The 15,357-nt window shown below is 68.9% G+C and carries 8 protein-coding genes and 1 pseudogene; 8 read left to right on the plus strand and 1 reads right to left on the minus strand.

Annotated features, from left to right (window positions below; all coding sequences use genetic code 11):
* The 7 genes from ACLQ2V_RS16860 to ACLQ2V_RS16890 form a co-directional block, all read left to right on the plus strand.
* On the plus strand, positions 1 to 1,535 hold a 1,535-nt coding region (locus ACLQ2V_RS16860; protein WP_425719426.1), incomplete at its 5' end, for a WXG100 family type VII secretion target.
* 22 nt (positions 1,536 to 1,557) lie between these two features.
* Positions 1,558 to 2,070: a WXG100 family type VII secretion target gene (locus tag ACLQ2V_RS16865; RefSeq protein ID WP_425719427.1), complete on the plus strand. Its 513-nt coding sequence runs from the start codon at positions 1,558 to 1,560 to the stop codon at positions 2,068 to 2,070.
* 63 nt (positions 2,071 to 2,133) lie between these two features.
* Positions 2,134 to 2,886, plus strand: coding sequence for a hypothetical protein (locus tag ACLQ2V_RS16870; protein WP_425719428.1), 753 nt, complete (start codon positions 2,134 to 2,136; stop codon positions 2,884 to 2,886).
* 28 nt (positions 2,887 to 2,914) lie between these two features.
* On the plus strand, positions 2,915 to 6,958 hold the full coding sequence (eccCb, locus tag ACLQ2V_RS16875) for a type VII secretion protein EccCb (RefSeq protein ID WP_425719429.1): 4,044 nt from the start codon (positions 2,915 to 2,917) through the stop codon (positions 6,956 to 6,958).
* A gap of 121 nt (positions 6,959 to 7,079) precedes the next feature.
* Complete coding sequence (locus ACLQ2V_RS16880; protein WP_425719430.1) at positions 7,080 to 7,445, plus strand: WXG100 family type VII secretion target; 366 nt, start codon at positions 7,080 to 7,082, stop codon at positions 7,443 to 7,445.
* Between the two features lie 25 nt (positions 7,446 to 7,470).
* Positions 7,471 to 7,782 (plus strand): WXG100 family type VII secretion target, encoded by a 312-nt coding sequence (locus tag ACLQ2V_RS16885; protein WP_425719431.1) that lies wholly within the window; start codon positions 7,471 to 7,473, stop codon positions 7,780 to 7,782.
* 39 nt (positions 7,783 to 7,821) lie between these two features.
* Positions 7,822 to 9,213, plus strand: coding sequence for an EsaB/YukD family protein (locus ACLQ2V_RS16890; RefSeq protein ID WP_425719432.1), 1,392 nt, complete (start codon positions 7,822 to 7,824; stop codon positions 9,211 to 9,213).
* 54 nt (positions 9,214 to 9,267) lie between these two features.
* On the opposite strand, the gene ACLQ2V_RS16895 is transcribed toward ACLQ2V_RS16890, so the two are convergent.
* Entirely contained in the window at positions 9,268 to 9,594 is a 327-nt protein-coding gene (locus ACLQ2V_RS16895; RefSeq protein WP_425719433.1) for a YbaB/EbfC family nucleoid-associated protein, read from the minus strand.
* 229 nt (positions 9,595 to 9,823) lie between these two features.
* On the opposite strand from ACLQ2V_RS16895, the pseudogene ACLQ2V_RS16900 reads away from it, so the two are divergent.
* Positions 9,824 to 15,357: pseudogene (locus tag ACLQ2V_RS16900) on the plus strand (hypothetical protein); the annotation flags it as partial.

Here is a 15,357-nt window from a genome sequence, read left to right on the forward strand (position 1 = left end):
GTTCGGTGACGGAATTCTCGGCGGATGAGCGGATGGTGCAGCGGACGGCGGCGGATGGTGAGCTGACGACGTTCGAGTATCGCGGTGATCAGTATGTGGCGAAGACCGGTGATGACCGGGTGTTGGTGGGGGCGGATGGTCGGGAGATCTATTCGTGGGTGGGCAATGATGAGTCTGTGAGGTCGGTGTTTTCGTGGAATCCGGATGGGTCGTTCTCGATTAAGGGTCCCGATGGGACGGTGACGGAGTTTTCGGCGGACAGGGATCGGTTGCGGCAGACGTCGGCGGATGGTGAGGTCGCGACGTTCAACGCGGATGGGACGTTCTCGGTCAAGGGCGTCGATGGTTCGGTGACGGAATTCTCGGCGGATGAGCGGATGCTGCGCCGGACGGCGGCGGATGGTGAGCTGACGACGTTCGAGTATCGCGGTGATCAGTATGTGGCGAAGACCGGTGACGAGCGGGTGTTGGTGGGGGCGGATGGTCGGGAGATCTATTCGTGGGTGGGTGACGATGAGTCTGTGAGGTCCGTGTTTTCGTGGAATCCGGATGGGTCGTTCTCGATTAAGGGTCCCGATGGGACGGTGACGGAGTTTACGGCGGACAGGGATCCGGTGCGGGAGACGTCGCCGGATGGTGAGGTCACGACGTTCAACGCGGACGGGACGTTCTCGGTCAAGGGCGTCGACGGCTCGGTGACGGAATTCTCCGCCGACAAGCGGATGGTGCAGCGGACGGCGGCGAATGGTGAGCTGACGACGTTCGAGTATCGCGGTGATCAGTATGTGTCGATAACGGGTAATATCCATGTGTTGCACGACAAAGACGGGACTCCGCTCAAGATCTGGGAGGGCGACGACGAGTCGAAGGCCTCCACCTACCAGGCCCTCGAAGATGGCCATTACACGCTGACCGACCCAGACGGCGTGGTCACGGAGTTCAACAAGGACCATCGGCCGATCCGGGTCGAGGTGCCCGGTGAAGAGCCCAAGACGATCCAGTGGCAGCCCGACGGCTCCTACATCACGACGCAGGGCGACCAGCACGCCAGGTTCGACCGCAACGGCGTATTGACGCGGACATGGACCGGTGACGACGAGTCCAAGGGCACCAGCTACACCTACCCCGTCCCCGGGCAGGTCGTCATCACAGGCCCGGACGGCACCAGGACAACGTACGGCTCGGACGGCAAAGCGTCCGAGACGTCCACCCCGGAGGGCAAGAAGATCGACTGGAGGGTCGACCTGCCGGCTCTGGAAAGGGCGGCCCACTCGGTGCAAAATGCCCACGACGCGATCGGTGGCTACCTGGACATCGTCACAAAGAATTTCAACACAATAGGCTCCGCGTGGCAGAGCCCTGCCGGTACGACGTTCTCGCAGCTGGCTGCGAACTTCAAGAAGGCTAGCGACACTTTGCACGAGGCACTGGACGAGGCGGCGCTCCGGCTGAAGACCTCGCACCAGAACTACCTCGAGGCGGAGAGAAAGAACGCCGAGAGCATCGCTGAGATAGCAAAGTCCGGACACAAGTAGCCAAGCGGGCGGAAGGAGCGAAATGGCCGCAGAAGTAGCGCCCCAGGATTACGCGGGGAAACGAATCGTGGTCAATACGGCCGAGGTGAAGAAAGCCGCACAGGGGCTCGACCTCGCCGCCAAGCTTATCGAACAGATAATTAAGGACGTGCACGACACTTGGGCCGAACTCAAGCTCGGCTGGACCGGGCAGACCCAGGCTGAAGCGGAGGAGTTCAACGCGCTCTGGCAGAAGGCGATGACGGAAATGTTCGGTTCGAAGGAAGGGGAGCGGGGCGCCCTGCCTACGATCCATTACATGGCGAACGCCGCGGCGGCCAACTACGCCAACACCGAGGACTGGCTGCGCAGAAGGATCTACGAGTTCGGTCAGGCCGTTGTCGGCGACACCACGACGGTCTCCGCCGAGCTCCCGCCGGAGATCCCCGAGGCAAAGGAGGCGGTTGCCGGTAAGCCCGACCCCAACGACCCGGCGGGCGACGACCGTGACCGCCTCGGCGGGCCGATCTGGGAGTGGGGACGATCAGGTGTGTGAACCTCGGCCCCCGTCCGGGCGTCTAGGGGGGGGAGTTGAGGAACCGCGCGAATGAGGCAGGCCGTGACGAGCGTCGAGACGCAGCACCGGGACAGCGGGCTCGGAGCGCCCGCTGAGCAACGGCGGGAGTTCACGCGCGCGTTCATGGAGCAGGGCTGGGCGCGGCCGGGTCTCGACCGACCGACGGCCAAGCCGCACGTGACGATGGTCGTCGCCTCGGTCGCGACGCTGATCGCGCTGCTGAGCGGCGTGTTCATGCAGTTGATCAAGCCGGTGAAGCTGGAGTCGGCAAAGGCGGCCCCGGCCGCGCCCACCGCCGGGCCCAGCTACACCGCGGTCGCCGGTTGGGACTGCGCGGCCGCCGAGGACCACGGTTTCGTCGCCAACGGGCGCGGGCCGACCTGGCTGACCATCGGCCAGGGCGGCTGGAGCAAGGACGGCTGCCACGGCGACTACGTGGCGGTGCCGTTCGCCGGCAGCGGCCCCCGGGCAGGGGCCCCGGCCACCGCCCAGTGGTGGTTCCGGCCGGCCAAGCAGATGCGGAGCTGCACCGTCCAGGTCTTCGTGCCGGCGGCGAACCGGTCCGCCTACCGGCCGGTCTCCCGCGCCGCGTACTCGGTGCTCAACGAGCCGGGCGGCGCGGAGTTCGCCCAGTTCGAGATCCGGCAGGACGCCGCCGCAGGCGGCTGGGTGACCGGCGGGACCTGGCAGGTGGGGCGCAACGGCATCACGGTGCGGTTGTCCGCCGTCGGCGACCCGCCGGCCAAGCGGGCCATGCTCGCGGTGGCACACGTGAGGGTCAGTTGCACCGGATGATGCGGGCAGACCGGCAGGGGAAGAGGGCATGACTCGACTGGCATTCCACCGGCCGCCGCGGTTCCTGCCGCCCGCGCTCTCCACCGAGCCGATCGCGTTGCCGCCGCCGCCGGAGGCCGGCACCGGCACCAACACCAGCGGCTGGTTCGCGACGGTCCTGCCGCTGCTGAGTTCGGTCAGCATGGCCGGCTACATGATCACGTACGGACGTCCCATCCTGATCGTGTTCGGTCTGCTCTTCGTGGTGATGTCGATCGGCGTGGCCATCGCCATGCGATCGCAGACCCGCAGCAGCAACCGTCGCGAGGTGCGCCGGAAGCGCCGCCGCTACCGCGCGCACCTCGACGAGGCCCGCGCCCAGGCCAGGGCCCACGCCGCCGCGCAGCGCACGGTCAACGCGGTCAACCAGCCGGACCCGCTGCGGCTGTGGTCCATCAGCACGTCGCTGGACCGGGTCTGGGAGCGCCGCCCGGAGGATCCGGACTTCATGCGGGTACGCATCGGCCTGGGCCGGGTCGCCCTGAGCCCGCCGATGCAGATGAGCCAACGGCTGGACCCCCTGGGCGAGTACGACTGGGAGTCGCTGACCGCCGCGAAGAAGCTCGTCGCCCGCCTGGGCTGGGTCCAGGACCAGCCGGCCGTGGTCAACCTCGCCGAGGCCGGCGTGGTGAGCCTGCTCGGGCCGCCCGAGAAGACCGAGGGGCTGGCGCGGGCGGTCCTCACCCACCTCGCGGTCCTGCACGCACCCGACGACGTGGTGATCGCCGTCGAGTCCTCCGGCGGCGGGGACTGGGAGTGGGCGAAGTGGCTGCCACACGCGCTGGAGCCCGACGCCACCGGCGAGGCCGGCGTGCTGCCCCTGGTCCGGGTGGACCCGGTCGACCTGGCCGGCTTCCTGGAGCGGGAGATCCGCAAGCGGCAGGAGCAGGTCGCCGTACGGCGCGTGCAGATCAGCTTCGACCGCACCCAGGCCCCCCGGATGCAGCGCCTGGTGGTGCTCTTCACCGGCTTCCAGCCGGTCTCCGAGTGGGGCCGCTCGGAGCTGCTGCGTTCGCTGTTGCAGGCCGCCGGCCCGCAGCTCGGCATCACGGCGCTCTTCCTGGCCCGGCGTGAGCTGGACGAGCCGAGCCGGGTCGACCTGCGCATCCGGCTGACCGACGGCGGCCACGCCGCGGTGGAGGGCCGGGCCGAGCTGATGACCGCCCCCGTCCCCGACTGCGTCCCCGACAGCCTCGACACCCGGGTCGCGGAGCTGGTCGCCCGCCGGCTGTCGCCGCTGCGCCTCATCGACGAACGCGACCAGGTGCTGATCCGGGACGTGTCGCTGACCGACATGCTCTTCGTGGGCGACCCGCTGGCCATCGACCCGACCACCCTCTGGGTACGACCGGACAGCAGTCGGCTGCTGCGCGTGCCGATCGGCACGGACAGCGAGGGCGGCACCGTCCTGCTGGACCTCAAGGAGGCGGCGCAGGGCGGTGCGGGCCCGCACGGGTTGATCGTCGGCGCGACCGGCTCCGGCAAGAGCGAGCTGCTGCGGACCCTGGTGACCGGCCTCGCGCTCACCCACTCGCCCGAGGTGCTCAGCTTCGTCCTGGTCGACTTCAAGGGCGGTGCCGCGTTCGCGCCGCTGGCCGGGCTCCCCCACGTCGCCGGCCTGATCACCAACCTGGTCGACGACCAGACGATGATCAGCCGGATGCATGCCGCGCTCCTCGGCGAGCAGCAGCGCCGCCAGCAGATGCTGCGCGACGCCGGGGACGTGGACTCCATCCGCGAGTATCAGACCCGCCGCGCCGCCGGGGCCACCAAGGCCGACGGTACGGAGCTGGAACCCATGCCCTACCTGATGATCATCGTCGACGAGTTCAGTGAGCTGCTCTCCGGCCGCCCCGAGCTGGTCGACCTCTTCGTGCAGATCGGTCGGGTCGGGCGCAGCCTCGGCATGCACCTGCTGCTGGCCACCCAGCGGCTGGAGGAGGGCCGGCTGCGCGGCCTCGACTCGCACCTGTCCTACCGGATCTGCCTGCGCACGTTCTCCGCCAACGAGAGCCGCACGGTGATCGGCACCACCGACGCCTACCAGCTGCCGTCGATTCCCGGGTCCGCGTACCTCAAGGTCGGTGAGTCCGTCTACCTGCGGCTGCGGGTGGCGCACGTCTCCACGCCGTACCTGACCAGCGAGCAGCGCACCGAGGCCGGCGGCCTGCTCCGCGCGGTCGTCCCGTTCACGGTCGGGCCACTGCCGGACAGCGCGGTGGCGCAGCCCGTCGAGGAGGAGCCGGCGGAGGAGCCGGCACCCTCCGGCCCGACCGAGCTGCAGGTCCTGGTCGATCGGATGAAGCCGATCGCCGCCCTGGCGCACCAGGTGTGGCTGCCGCCGCTGCCGCCGGTCATCCCGCTGGACATGCTGCTCGGCACGCCGGCCGTGAGCGGCGGTCGCGGCCTCTGCGCGTCCGAGTGGCCGGGATCGGACATGAGGATTCCGATCGGGGTGCTCGACCGCCCGATGCACCAGGAACAGCAACTGCTGATGATGGACTTCGGGGGGACGCAGAGCAACCTGGCGCTGGTCGGCGCCCCGCAGACCGGGCGGAGCACCTTCCTGCGTACGGTGCTGCTCAGCGCGATGCTCACCCACACCCCGGCGGAAATGCAGTTCTACTGCATCGACTTCGGCGGCGGCACCCTCTATCCGTTCGCGGAGGCCCCCCACGTCGGGACGGTGGCCGGGCGCAGCGACGAGGAGTTGGTCCGGCGCACCCTCAACGAGGTCCACACCCTGATCGCGGAGCGCGAACAGCTGTTCCGCTCCCTCGGCGTCGACTCCATCGCCGAGTTCCGCGCCCGCCGACTCGCCGGGCGGCTGCCCAGCGGGCTGCGGGCGGCCGACGTCTTCCTGCTCATCGACAACTGGGGTGGGTTGCGAAGCACGTTCGAGGAGGCTGACGCGATCGTCACCGAGATCGCGTCGCGGGGGCTCGGCGTCGGCGTCCACCTGGTGTTGACCGCCGGCCGCTGGCTGGAGATCCGCCCGGCGCTGCGGGATTCCATCGCCACCCGGATCGAGTTGCGGCTCAACGACCACAGCGACTCGGAGATCAACCGGAAGCTCGCCGCGCAGATCCCGGCCGGTCTGCCGGGCCGGGGCCTGGTCGCTCCCGGCCTGTATCTGCACATGGCCGTGCCGCGGGTGGACGGGGCCGAGACCACCGACGGGCTGCGCGAGGCGCAGGCCGCCGTCATCGAGGAGGCAGCCCGGAGCTGGTCGGGTTCGGTGGCTCCGCCGGTCAAGATGCTGCCCGCCACGATCTCGCTGCCCGACGTGCTTGCGCTGCCCGCACGGCCGGGAGCCGGGACGCCGATCGGCATCTCCCAGCGCGACCTGGGGCAGGTCACCCTCGACCTCTCCGGCGACGAGCGGCACCTGCTCGTCTTCGGCGACAGCGGCTCGGGCAAGAGCTCCTTCCTACGTACCTGGATCGCCTCGACCGCCGCACTCCGCTCCGGCTGGGAGGTCCGGTTCGTCGTCGCGGACTACCGTCGCAGCCTGCTCGGCGTCGTCCCCGACGAGCACCTGGGCGCCTACGCGGCCGAGCCGGAGGCGCTGAAGGTCTACGTCGAACAGGTCGCCGGCAAGCTGCGCGAGCGGCTGCCCCCACCGACGGTCACCCCGCAGCAGCTCGCCGCGCGCGACTGGTGGGAGGGGCCGGACATCTACTTCGTGGTGGACGACTACGACCTGCTCGGTGGCGGTATGAACAGCCCGCTGCGGGACCTCGTCGAGTTCCTGCCGCACGCCCGCGACATCGGCTTCCACCTGGTGCTGGCCCGCCGCGTCGCCGGCTCGTCCCGCGCCCTGATGTCCGACGTGCTGGCGACCCGCATGCAGGAGATGGGCTCCCTCGGGCTCATCCTCAGCGGCGACCGCCGGGAGGGCACGCTCGTCGGCGACCACCGGGCGGCCCCGCAGCCACCCGGTCGCGGGGTGCTGGTGACGCGCTCGAGTGCCGAGCTGATCCAGGTGGCGCTCACCGAGGACGCGATGGCGACCAGCGGGGCCGTCTCGTGACACCCCCGGCGCGGCACGGCGGCTGTCCGGTGATTGGGGAACTACCGGTGTCCTCTCCCGAGGGCCCAGGCTGTTACGGACGCGGCCGGTCGGCCACGTCGACGACGAAAAGGAGTGGATCGTGACGCAAGGGCAGTTCCAGGTCACCCCCGCGTACGTACAGCAGGCAGCGGTGGACTGCGACCGCGTTGCCGCCGATGTGCAGACACAGCTCAGCGCGTTGCAGGCATTCGTCCAGCGGCAGAGCGAAACGTGGCAGGGGATCTCCTCCCAGAAGTTCGTCGAGGAGATGGGCAACTTCCACAGGCACTCCATCAACCTGCACAACGCCCTCACCGAGATCGGCCAGGGCCTGCGCGTCAACGCGGCGAACTACGTGAACGCCGAGACGGACAACCTCAACAACTTGTCCTTCAGTGGTGGGGGCCCCAACCCCGGCGGGCCGCAGCCCGCAAACGGGAATGTCGTCCCACCCGCCAACCTCTGACCTGTCCCGTCGTTAGGAGTCGACCATGCCCGTCGAAGACAGCAATTTGCAGGTACCGGCCGACCTGGCCGACGCTGGAAACCACGTCCGCACGGTCTCCACGGAGCTCATCAACGAGTTGAACGCCCTGAAGGCACAGTTGGCCCCGTTGGAGGGGACCTGGAAGGGCGGCACCTACGCGCAATTCAAGGAGCTGGAGATGGCGTGGAACGTGGCCGCTGCGGGCCTGTGGGGCGACGGCGGCGGGGGCGGGACGCTGCCGTTCATCGCGCACGTGCTCGACACCGCGTACGACAATTACATGACCGCCGAGAGCACCAACATGGGAATGTGGTGACGCGCGTACCGAAACCGGGGGATGGGAGGGAACGCACGGATGTTGGACAGGCGTAGCCGGGTCACCGTGAACGGCGGCGGGAAGCGGGTCGACGTCGCGCTCCCCAGCGAGAGCCCGATCGGGGAGTACGTGGCGGGGCTGGCCGAGCTGTGCGGCCAGGCCGGTGGGGGAATGATGCCCCCCGCCTGGTCGTTGGCGCCCGCCGGTGGCGCGCCCTTGCCGGTCGAGTCGTCGCTGGCCGAGGCCGGGGTCGCCGACGGGCAGGTGCTCTACCTGCGCGACATCGCCCGCGACCCGGGCACCGCACCGGTCGTGGAGGACATCGAGGAACTGGTGGCCGCCGAGGCGCAGGAACGCCGGGTCGACGCCCGGGACCGGGGCGTGCTGACGATCTGGATCGGCGCCGGCTGGATCACCCTCGTCTCGGCGGTGGTCGCGGTGCGTCCGCACCACAGCGGCCTCCTCGCCGCGCTCGGCCTCGTCCTGGTCAGCATCGTCGTACTCGGCCTCGGGTGGGTGCTCAACCAGAAGCGGGCCCGGCTGCCGGCGTCCGCGTGCCTGGCCGTCTCGTTGTCCGCCGTGCCCTGCCTGGCCGCCGCCGGCGGCCTGGTCGGTCAGTCGCTCGGTGGTGGGCTCTTCTGGTGCGGGGTGGTGCTGGGCGCCAACGCGGGTGTGCTGATGGCCCTGGCCGCCACGCCGGAGCCGGCCATCCTCGCCGTCGAGGTGCCTTTCGCGCTGGCCGGCACGTTCGCTGTGGTGCTGGTGGTCCTCGACGCGGACGCCACCCAGATCGCCGCCGCCACCGTCCTCGCGGCCCTGCTGCTGGTGGCCGTGGCCCGCCGGCTGTCCGCCGCGCTCGCGGCCTGGAGCACGCCCATGCCGAAGGCGGCGGCCGGCGTGGCACCGGCCACCGCCCGGTTGATGCTGAACGCCCGTCAGCTGCTGGCGCTGGTTCTGGTGCTTCCGGCGCTGGCCCTGGCCGCCGCGTTCCCGGTGCTCGCGATGTCCCACCAGGGGTGGTCGGTGGCCCTGGCGGCGGTGGCCGGGGCGGCACTGGTGATCCGCGCCCGGCAGGTCGGCTTCGTCAGTGAGGTGGTGCTGCTGGCCGCGCCCGGCGCGGTCGGGCTGTTCAGCGTCATCGGCGCGACCGGTTACCGCTATCTCACCACGGGCCCGTCGGTCGTGGTGCTGCTGCTGATCGGGGCTGCCGTGGTCGGCGTCGGCGTCGCGGTCGCGCTGGCCTCCCGACCCCGCTCTGCGGCCAAGGAAGACGGACAGACGCCGTTCGGCCCGGTCGTCGACACCCGGGACCGAGGCAAGTTCGTGGAGACGATCGGCGTGGTCTGCCTCGTGCTGTCGGCGACGCTGGCGATGGGAGTGTTCGGCGTTTTCACCGAGTTGTTCACGCTGGGCCGCGAAATGGTCGGCTGAGTCGGGCGTCCTCCGGGTACGGTGCCGGCCGGCACCGTACCCGGGCGACGCCCGTCACGGCTGTTCGGCCGTCAAACGGGCCAACCCGTCGGTCAGGGGCTGCATCATCTGCTCCATGAGGACGCGCACGTTGTCGAGCGTGTTCTGCATCGCCTCGGCGACCCTGCCCTCCAGGTGGCGCAGGTTGTCCGGGTTCACGGCCTGCGGGTCGATCGTCACCGATCGGACCGCACCGGACGTCGTTATCGTCACCCGCACCGCGCCGCCCGCGCACGCGCCGGTGACCTCGCGGTCGGCCAAGTCCGCGTTGGCCACCTGCGTCTGCACGGCGAGCTCCCGCGTCTGCCGCAGGAGCTCGTTCAGATCGTCGTGGTGTCCCATCGTGCTCTCCCGTCCCGGATTCGCTCGGCCCCCGGAAGTTCCCGCAAGCCATGGTCTTCCACCTGAAGACGGTCGGACCGGCACCGGGGTTCACGAGACGAGGGGACACGGCACGTCCTCGCTGGCCAACGATCACGTCCTCGTTTCCGGGACTGTGCGGCGAGGGGCCGGCAGTGGCACGGTGAGCAAATGTCGTGCCTGCCCAGTTCCTCGATGAAGGGTGCGGAGAGTGCCTGAGGCCATCGGCACTGCGGACTACGCCTACCCGGATCCGGACAAGCTCGACAAGCTGGCCTCGGACTGGGCGAACATCACCGTTGTCATGGCAGAACTTTTGTACGCGGTGGCAGATACCATGAAAGTGCTGGACTGGCATGGTTCGGCGAGCAATTATTTCATGAAATTAACCGTGCGGGTCCTGGAGCAGATGCTCAAAGTCGTCCAGTCGGCCCTAGCCATCACTCAGCACATAAAGGAATACGCGAACCAAGTTCGGGAGATGATCGCCCAAGATAAAAAGGCCGGCCTCATCACCATGCTCACGACCTTCCTGCCCTTCCTCACCATGGCGTTGCCGGGGCTTGGCGTGTTGATGGGGAGAATCGTCGACGGGCTCACGAAGGTTCTCACCACGGTCGGTAACATTGCGGTCAAGGTCCTGCCGGCCAGCGCGGTGAAGTTCATTTCACCGCTCGTGTCACCGAGGGTGGTGGCGCAATTGTTCGGAGGCGGCGCGGCCGGCGCGGCCGATGAAGTCGCGATCGAATTCGTCGGGGAGTTCATCGCCTCCGCAGCGACCCACACGGATGTGACGATCGATGCGGTGAACTTCGGTATAGCCACCGGCGCCGGTTTCGGCGGCGGAATGTTGTTCGCCAGTTTGCTCACGGATGGAAAATTTCGGGGCGGTGGCTTCCTGGACCGTCACCCCTTCCCCAACATCCACCGACGGTATCCGATTCTCCGCGACAAGTGGAAATCGAGTTCGAGCGGCGCTCCCAAGACCGTTAGCGGAGGCGGCAATGGAAGCTCTCCGGACATCGGTTCGAGTAACCTGGGCGGGGGCGGCCCTTCGAAGGCCCTTACACCGCCTCCGGCAATGGCCGACGCTGGCGGCAAGGGTCTCGGCAACGGCTCGCCGGTTCGCGCTGGGATCGACACGTCCTCAGGCAGCAGCCGGGGTACCGGTAAATCGTCCGTCGACGGCCAAACGAATTCCGGCGGGTGGCAGCGCGCAGCCCTCCCGGCAGTGAGCTTCATCAACCCGCCGGAGTCCGGGGTGGGGTCGAGCGGCAACGGCTCGATTCTCCGCGCACGGCTGGACAATGATCCACCCGTGCGCGGCTCCGCGAGCTCCGTGACGGGGCCTCCGGGCCCTGCGGAGAGCCGCCCGAACATCGACATCAATCGGCACTCGGTCACCGAGCCCGCGCTCGCCGGGCAGGGCCCTCTGCCTGCGGCATCCGCAGGTGGGGGACCGGTCCACGCCGGCGGCGGTCCTCGAGAGCCCGTGCCGCAGCAGGGGTACGACCCGGCTGCCTCCCGCCGGACGTATCAGCCCGACCCGAACGGGGTCAACGGCAACGGCATCGCGGTGTCGCCGCACCCACAGGTCGAGACCGTGCGGCCCCAGTCGGGTGGCGACGGGGGGACGCCTGGTCAGCCGGTGCGTCCGGAGACGCAGTCGGGTGGTGATGGGGGGACGCCTGGTCAGCCGGTGCGTCCGGAGACGCAGTCGGGTGGTGGTGCGGTTGAGGGTGCGCCGGTGGTTCCGGTGCGTCCGGAGGCGCAGTTGGGTGGTGGTGCGGTTGAGGGTGCGCCGGTGGTTCCGGTGCGTCCGGAGGCGCAGTCGGGTGGTGGTGCGGTTGAGGGTGCGCCGGTGGTTCCGGTGCGTCCGGAGACGCAGTCGGGTGGTGGTGCGGTTGAGGGTGCGCCGGTGGTTCCGGTGCGTCCGGAGACGCAGTTGGGTGGTGGTGTGGTCGAGGGTTCGTCGGTGGCTCCGGTGGTTCCGGTACGTCCGGAGACGCAGTTGGGTGGTGGTGTGGCCGACAGTTCGTCGGTGGCTCCGGTGCGTTCGGGTGAGGCGCGGTCGGATGTGGGTGCGGTGGATGGCTCGCCGGTGTCTCGGGCACGTTCAGGTGAGGCGCGGTCGGATGTGGATGTGGTGGAGGCTCCGTCGTCGGCCGCTCAACGTTCGGGTGAGGCGCGGTCGGATGTGGATGTGGTGGACGGCTCGTCGACGACCACTCAGCGTTCCGATGAGGTGGCGGCTGGGTCGGTCGCTGGGAGGGATGACTCCGGGGCTTCGGTGACAGGGCGTCGTGACGTTGCTGGTGACGAAGGTGTTGTGCCGGTGGATGTTGCTCCGCCGTTGCGGCCGGAGGTTCAGGCGCCTCGTGGTGAGGCTGCTCCGGCGAGCCTGCGTGACGGTGCTTCGGCGAGTCTGCGTGACGCTGCTCCGGTGCGGGCGGGTGAGACCAATGCGCCAGCGGCAGGGCGTCGTGAGGCTGGCGGCAGTGAGGGTGTTGCAGCGCGGGCCGACGGCGCCTCCGTGGTGCCGGGGCGTGGTGAGGCCATGGGTGCGCAGCGCGAGCGCTCGGTAGCTGGCGCTTCTGGTGCCCGTCCGGCCTCCCTGGATGTTGCGCCAGTGGGTCTCAGCGGCCAGAGCAGCCCGGATTCTTCCCCGAGCCACCGCAGTTCCGCCGCAGCCGACGGGAACGCCAGTACTCGTCAAGGGCCGGCGGAAGCCAGCGCCGCACTGTCGCTCACGCAGACGGGCAGGAGGCAAGCCTCGGATTCCCTCGTATCGTCTGCTTCGGGTTCTTCGGGGGAGCGGGCGGCAGCGCCGCCGCGCGACATTCCGGACGCCCCACCTGGCACGCCGGTACCGGAGCGGGCGGCGCCCGAGGCGGCCGGCCAGCCGGCGACGGAGAAGACGCCGGGACGGCGTCTGCAACGCCGCAGTGGCCCACCGGAGGGCAAGGATCCCGACCGCTACGGTCCGATCGAACGACGAAACCGCGAGGCATACGAAGCCAGGGCGAAAAAAGCGGCGAAGAAGCACGCCGAGTTCCAAGAGCGGGAGAAAAAGAGGGCCCAGGCGCACGCCGAGATGCTGCAAAAAATGAACGAAATAAAGGATGGAAAGGGCGGCACGCCGATCGATCGCTTCCGCCGGGAGTACGCTGCCTGGAAGGAACGGACCGGCAAGAGCTACACCCCCGATGAGTTGGCCGCAGCGGAGGCGAGATTCACCAAGCAAGCGGACCAGATCTGGCAGGCCAAGTTCACGAATGCGGATCGCGTCCGGGCCGACAGGTTCGACCTCTTCTACAAGAGTTGGCCGACGAGGGTCGACAGCCTGGCCAAGGGCTTCAGGTTCGACTACTACGCCGACCTGTACAAGGCGCAGGCTCGTGCGGGCTGGGCGTTCGACGATGCCCGGGCGAACTTCGAGAGTGCGCAACCGGGCAACGACCGGTCGGCCATCGACTTCGCGGAGTCGAGGGCTCAGTACGTCGACATGGTGACCAGGAATTACCGACACCACTACAAGGATGAGCTCAGCAGGAGGGCGGACAAGTCGTACGAGGTCTGGAAGCCGCAGGCTGACCGCCGCTTCATTGCTTCGCAGGACCAGGCGGAGAGCGGGCTGTCGGCCCGGTTCGACAAGGAGATACAGCTCGACAGCTTCATGAAGGGCGAGTTCCCCGAGCGGCTTGCCCAGTGGAAGCAGGGCCGGGGCATGGACGATGGTCCGCTCCCGTGGGAGCGGCAGGTCGCCGAGGACTTCCGTAAGGAGCAGCGCTCGCTCCTGACGGAGGGCTCGAGTCCGTCCGGGCGGGCTTCGGCGCACGGCGAGCAGCCGGGTGACAACCAACGCTGGCAGGACGCGGCGGCCGACGCGTTGCGGGATCGTTTCGACCGCGCCCACGAAGCGCAGCTACAAAAGCTTGCCGACGATCGCGAGAAGAACCGCTTTTACGTGCTTGAGGACGGCAGTCCCTTCAATCGGGCCTTGGCCGAGTTGTCACCGGAGAAGGCGGCGCTGCTCGACAACGAGACCATCCAGCGAGAGGGCTTCGCCTTCGTGGAGCGTTCCCGCGAGGCCTATCTGGAAGCCCGTGCGGGGGAGAATCCCGGCGACGCGGTGCCGAAGTGGCTGGACCTCAGGGCCCTGGCCGAGAACAAGGCGGCAGACAGGCTTGCCCTGCTGGCCGAGCGTGAGCAGTTCATGGCCGACGTGCAGCAGCGCGAGGTCGAAAAGGGTTGGCAGCTCAACCTCTCGGAGGACGCCAGGGCTCGGGTACGCGAAGCGTTCGACGCGGACCTCCAGCAGGCGTACAGGGACGTCTGGGGCGACCACCCGGGCGCGTTCGCCAAGGGGCCGGGCGACGAGAGCCTCAAGAGCGTCTGGTCCCGCTGGGAGTCCCGTACCGAGGATCTCAACGGGCGGCTGGACGTGCACGTGCTGCACGAGCATCGACTCCGGAAGGTTCTCGACCTCGCAGCCCGCGACTTCGAGGCGGTCTTCGGTCCGGGCGACTCGCCCCTCGTGTCCCGCGTAATCGATCTGCCCAAGGTGAACCAGGAATCCGTGCCCTTCGTACGGAAAATCCTGTCCCGCGTAATCGATCTGCCCAAGGTGAACGAGGAATCCGCGTCCGGCGTACGGAAATTCCTGTCCCGCGTAGCCGGTCAGCCCAAGGTAATCGAGGGACCCGCGTCCGTCGTACGACAGTTCAAGGGCCGCTACGACATCTCCCAGGAGGAGCACCTCCGAATCGTCGAAGAATTTCGTAACCAGTATGTCGTCAACTACCACAAGGAAATGCGTCTATCTGGTGACTCCATCGACCGGTGGCTAGCCCACGAAAAGGGGTCGACCAACCAGTTCCAGCGTACGATTGAAGGGCTGGGTTTCCTGCGGGAGTGGAGACGCCTCGCCGAATGGAACAAGTTTCAGGACGGTCCGTACACGGTCGATTTGCCCGATGGTTGGAAATTGGAGTTCCTCGACTGGGGGTTCTGGGCGCGACCGGAGACGGTGCCGGACGATGTCGTCAGCTTGGCCCGCGCCGGCGGATATGTCGATGTGACAGCCACGGATCCCGCGTTCGTCGTCGGTCCGACTGCAACCAAGATCCCGCCTTCGGTGCTGGCGGTGGGCCAGGAGCTCATCGCAAGTCTGCCCCTGAAGCCGGATGGTTATGCGGTCAAGATGTTCGAAGGCCGGGAAGTGCCGTCGAGAGCTGCGCGCTTCAACGCCGACAGCGGGCGCGTCACCGACGCCCGCTCGGCCGACCTCCCCCGGACTCCCTCGGAGCCCGAGTCGGCCGGTGCGGCCGGCACAGGTTTCCGCAGCGAGCAGTCCTCAACCGCTGGCAGCGACGGCGCTGTGGTGGAGGCTCCGCCGGTCAGGGACGACTCCGGCGTCGTGCCGCCGTCCCGGCTGGACGGTCCGGCCAGCGGCGCGGACACCACTGCGCGCAGCAACGGGCGGACCGGAGCACCAACCTCGGTCGCGGAACGCTCCTCGGCCGATGCCAGGCGCAATCCCTTGCGCAACTCGATGGCCGCCGCCGACGCCCTGAAGGTCCCGGCGCGGAGCCCGTTGGCCGACGTCGGCGCTGCGCCGCGCCCGAAGTCGCCGGTCGTCACCCCGGCTCCTGCGCCTGTTCCTGCCGCTGCCGTGCCGCGCCCGCCCACGCCGGTCGTCGCCCCGGCTCCTGTTGCTGCCGTGCCGCGCCCGCCCACGCCGGT

Origin of the sequence: Micromonospora sp. DT233, assembly GCF_049841815.1 — a bacterium.
Classification (GTDB): Bacteria; Actinomycetota; Actinomycetes; order Mycobacteriales; family Micromonosporaceae; genus Micromonospora.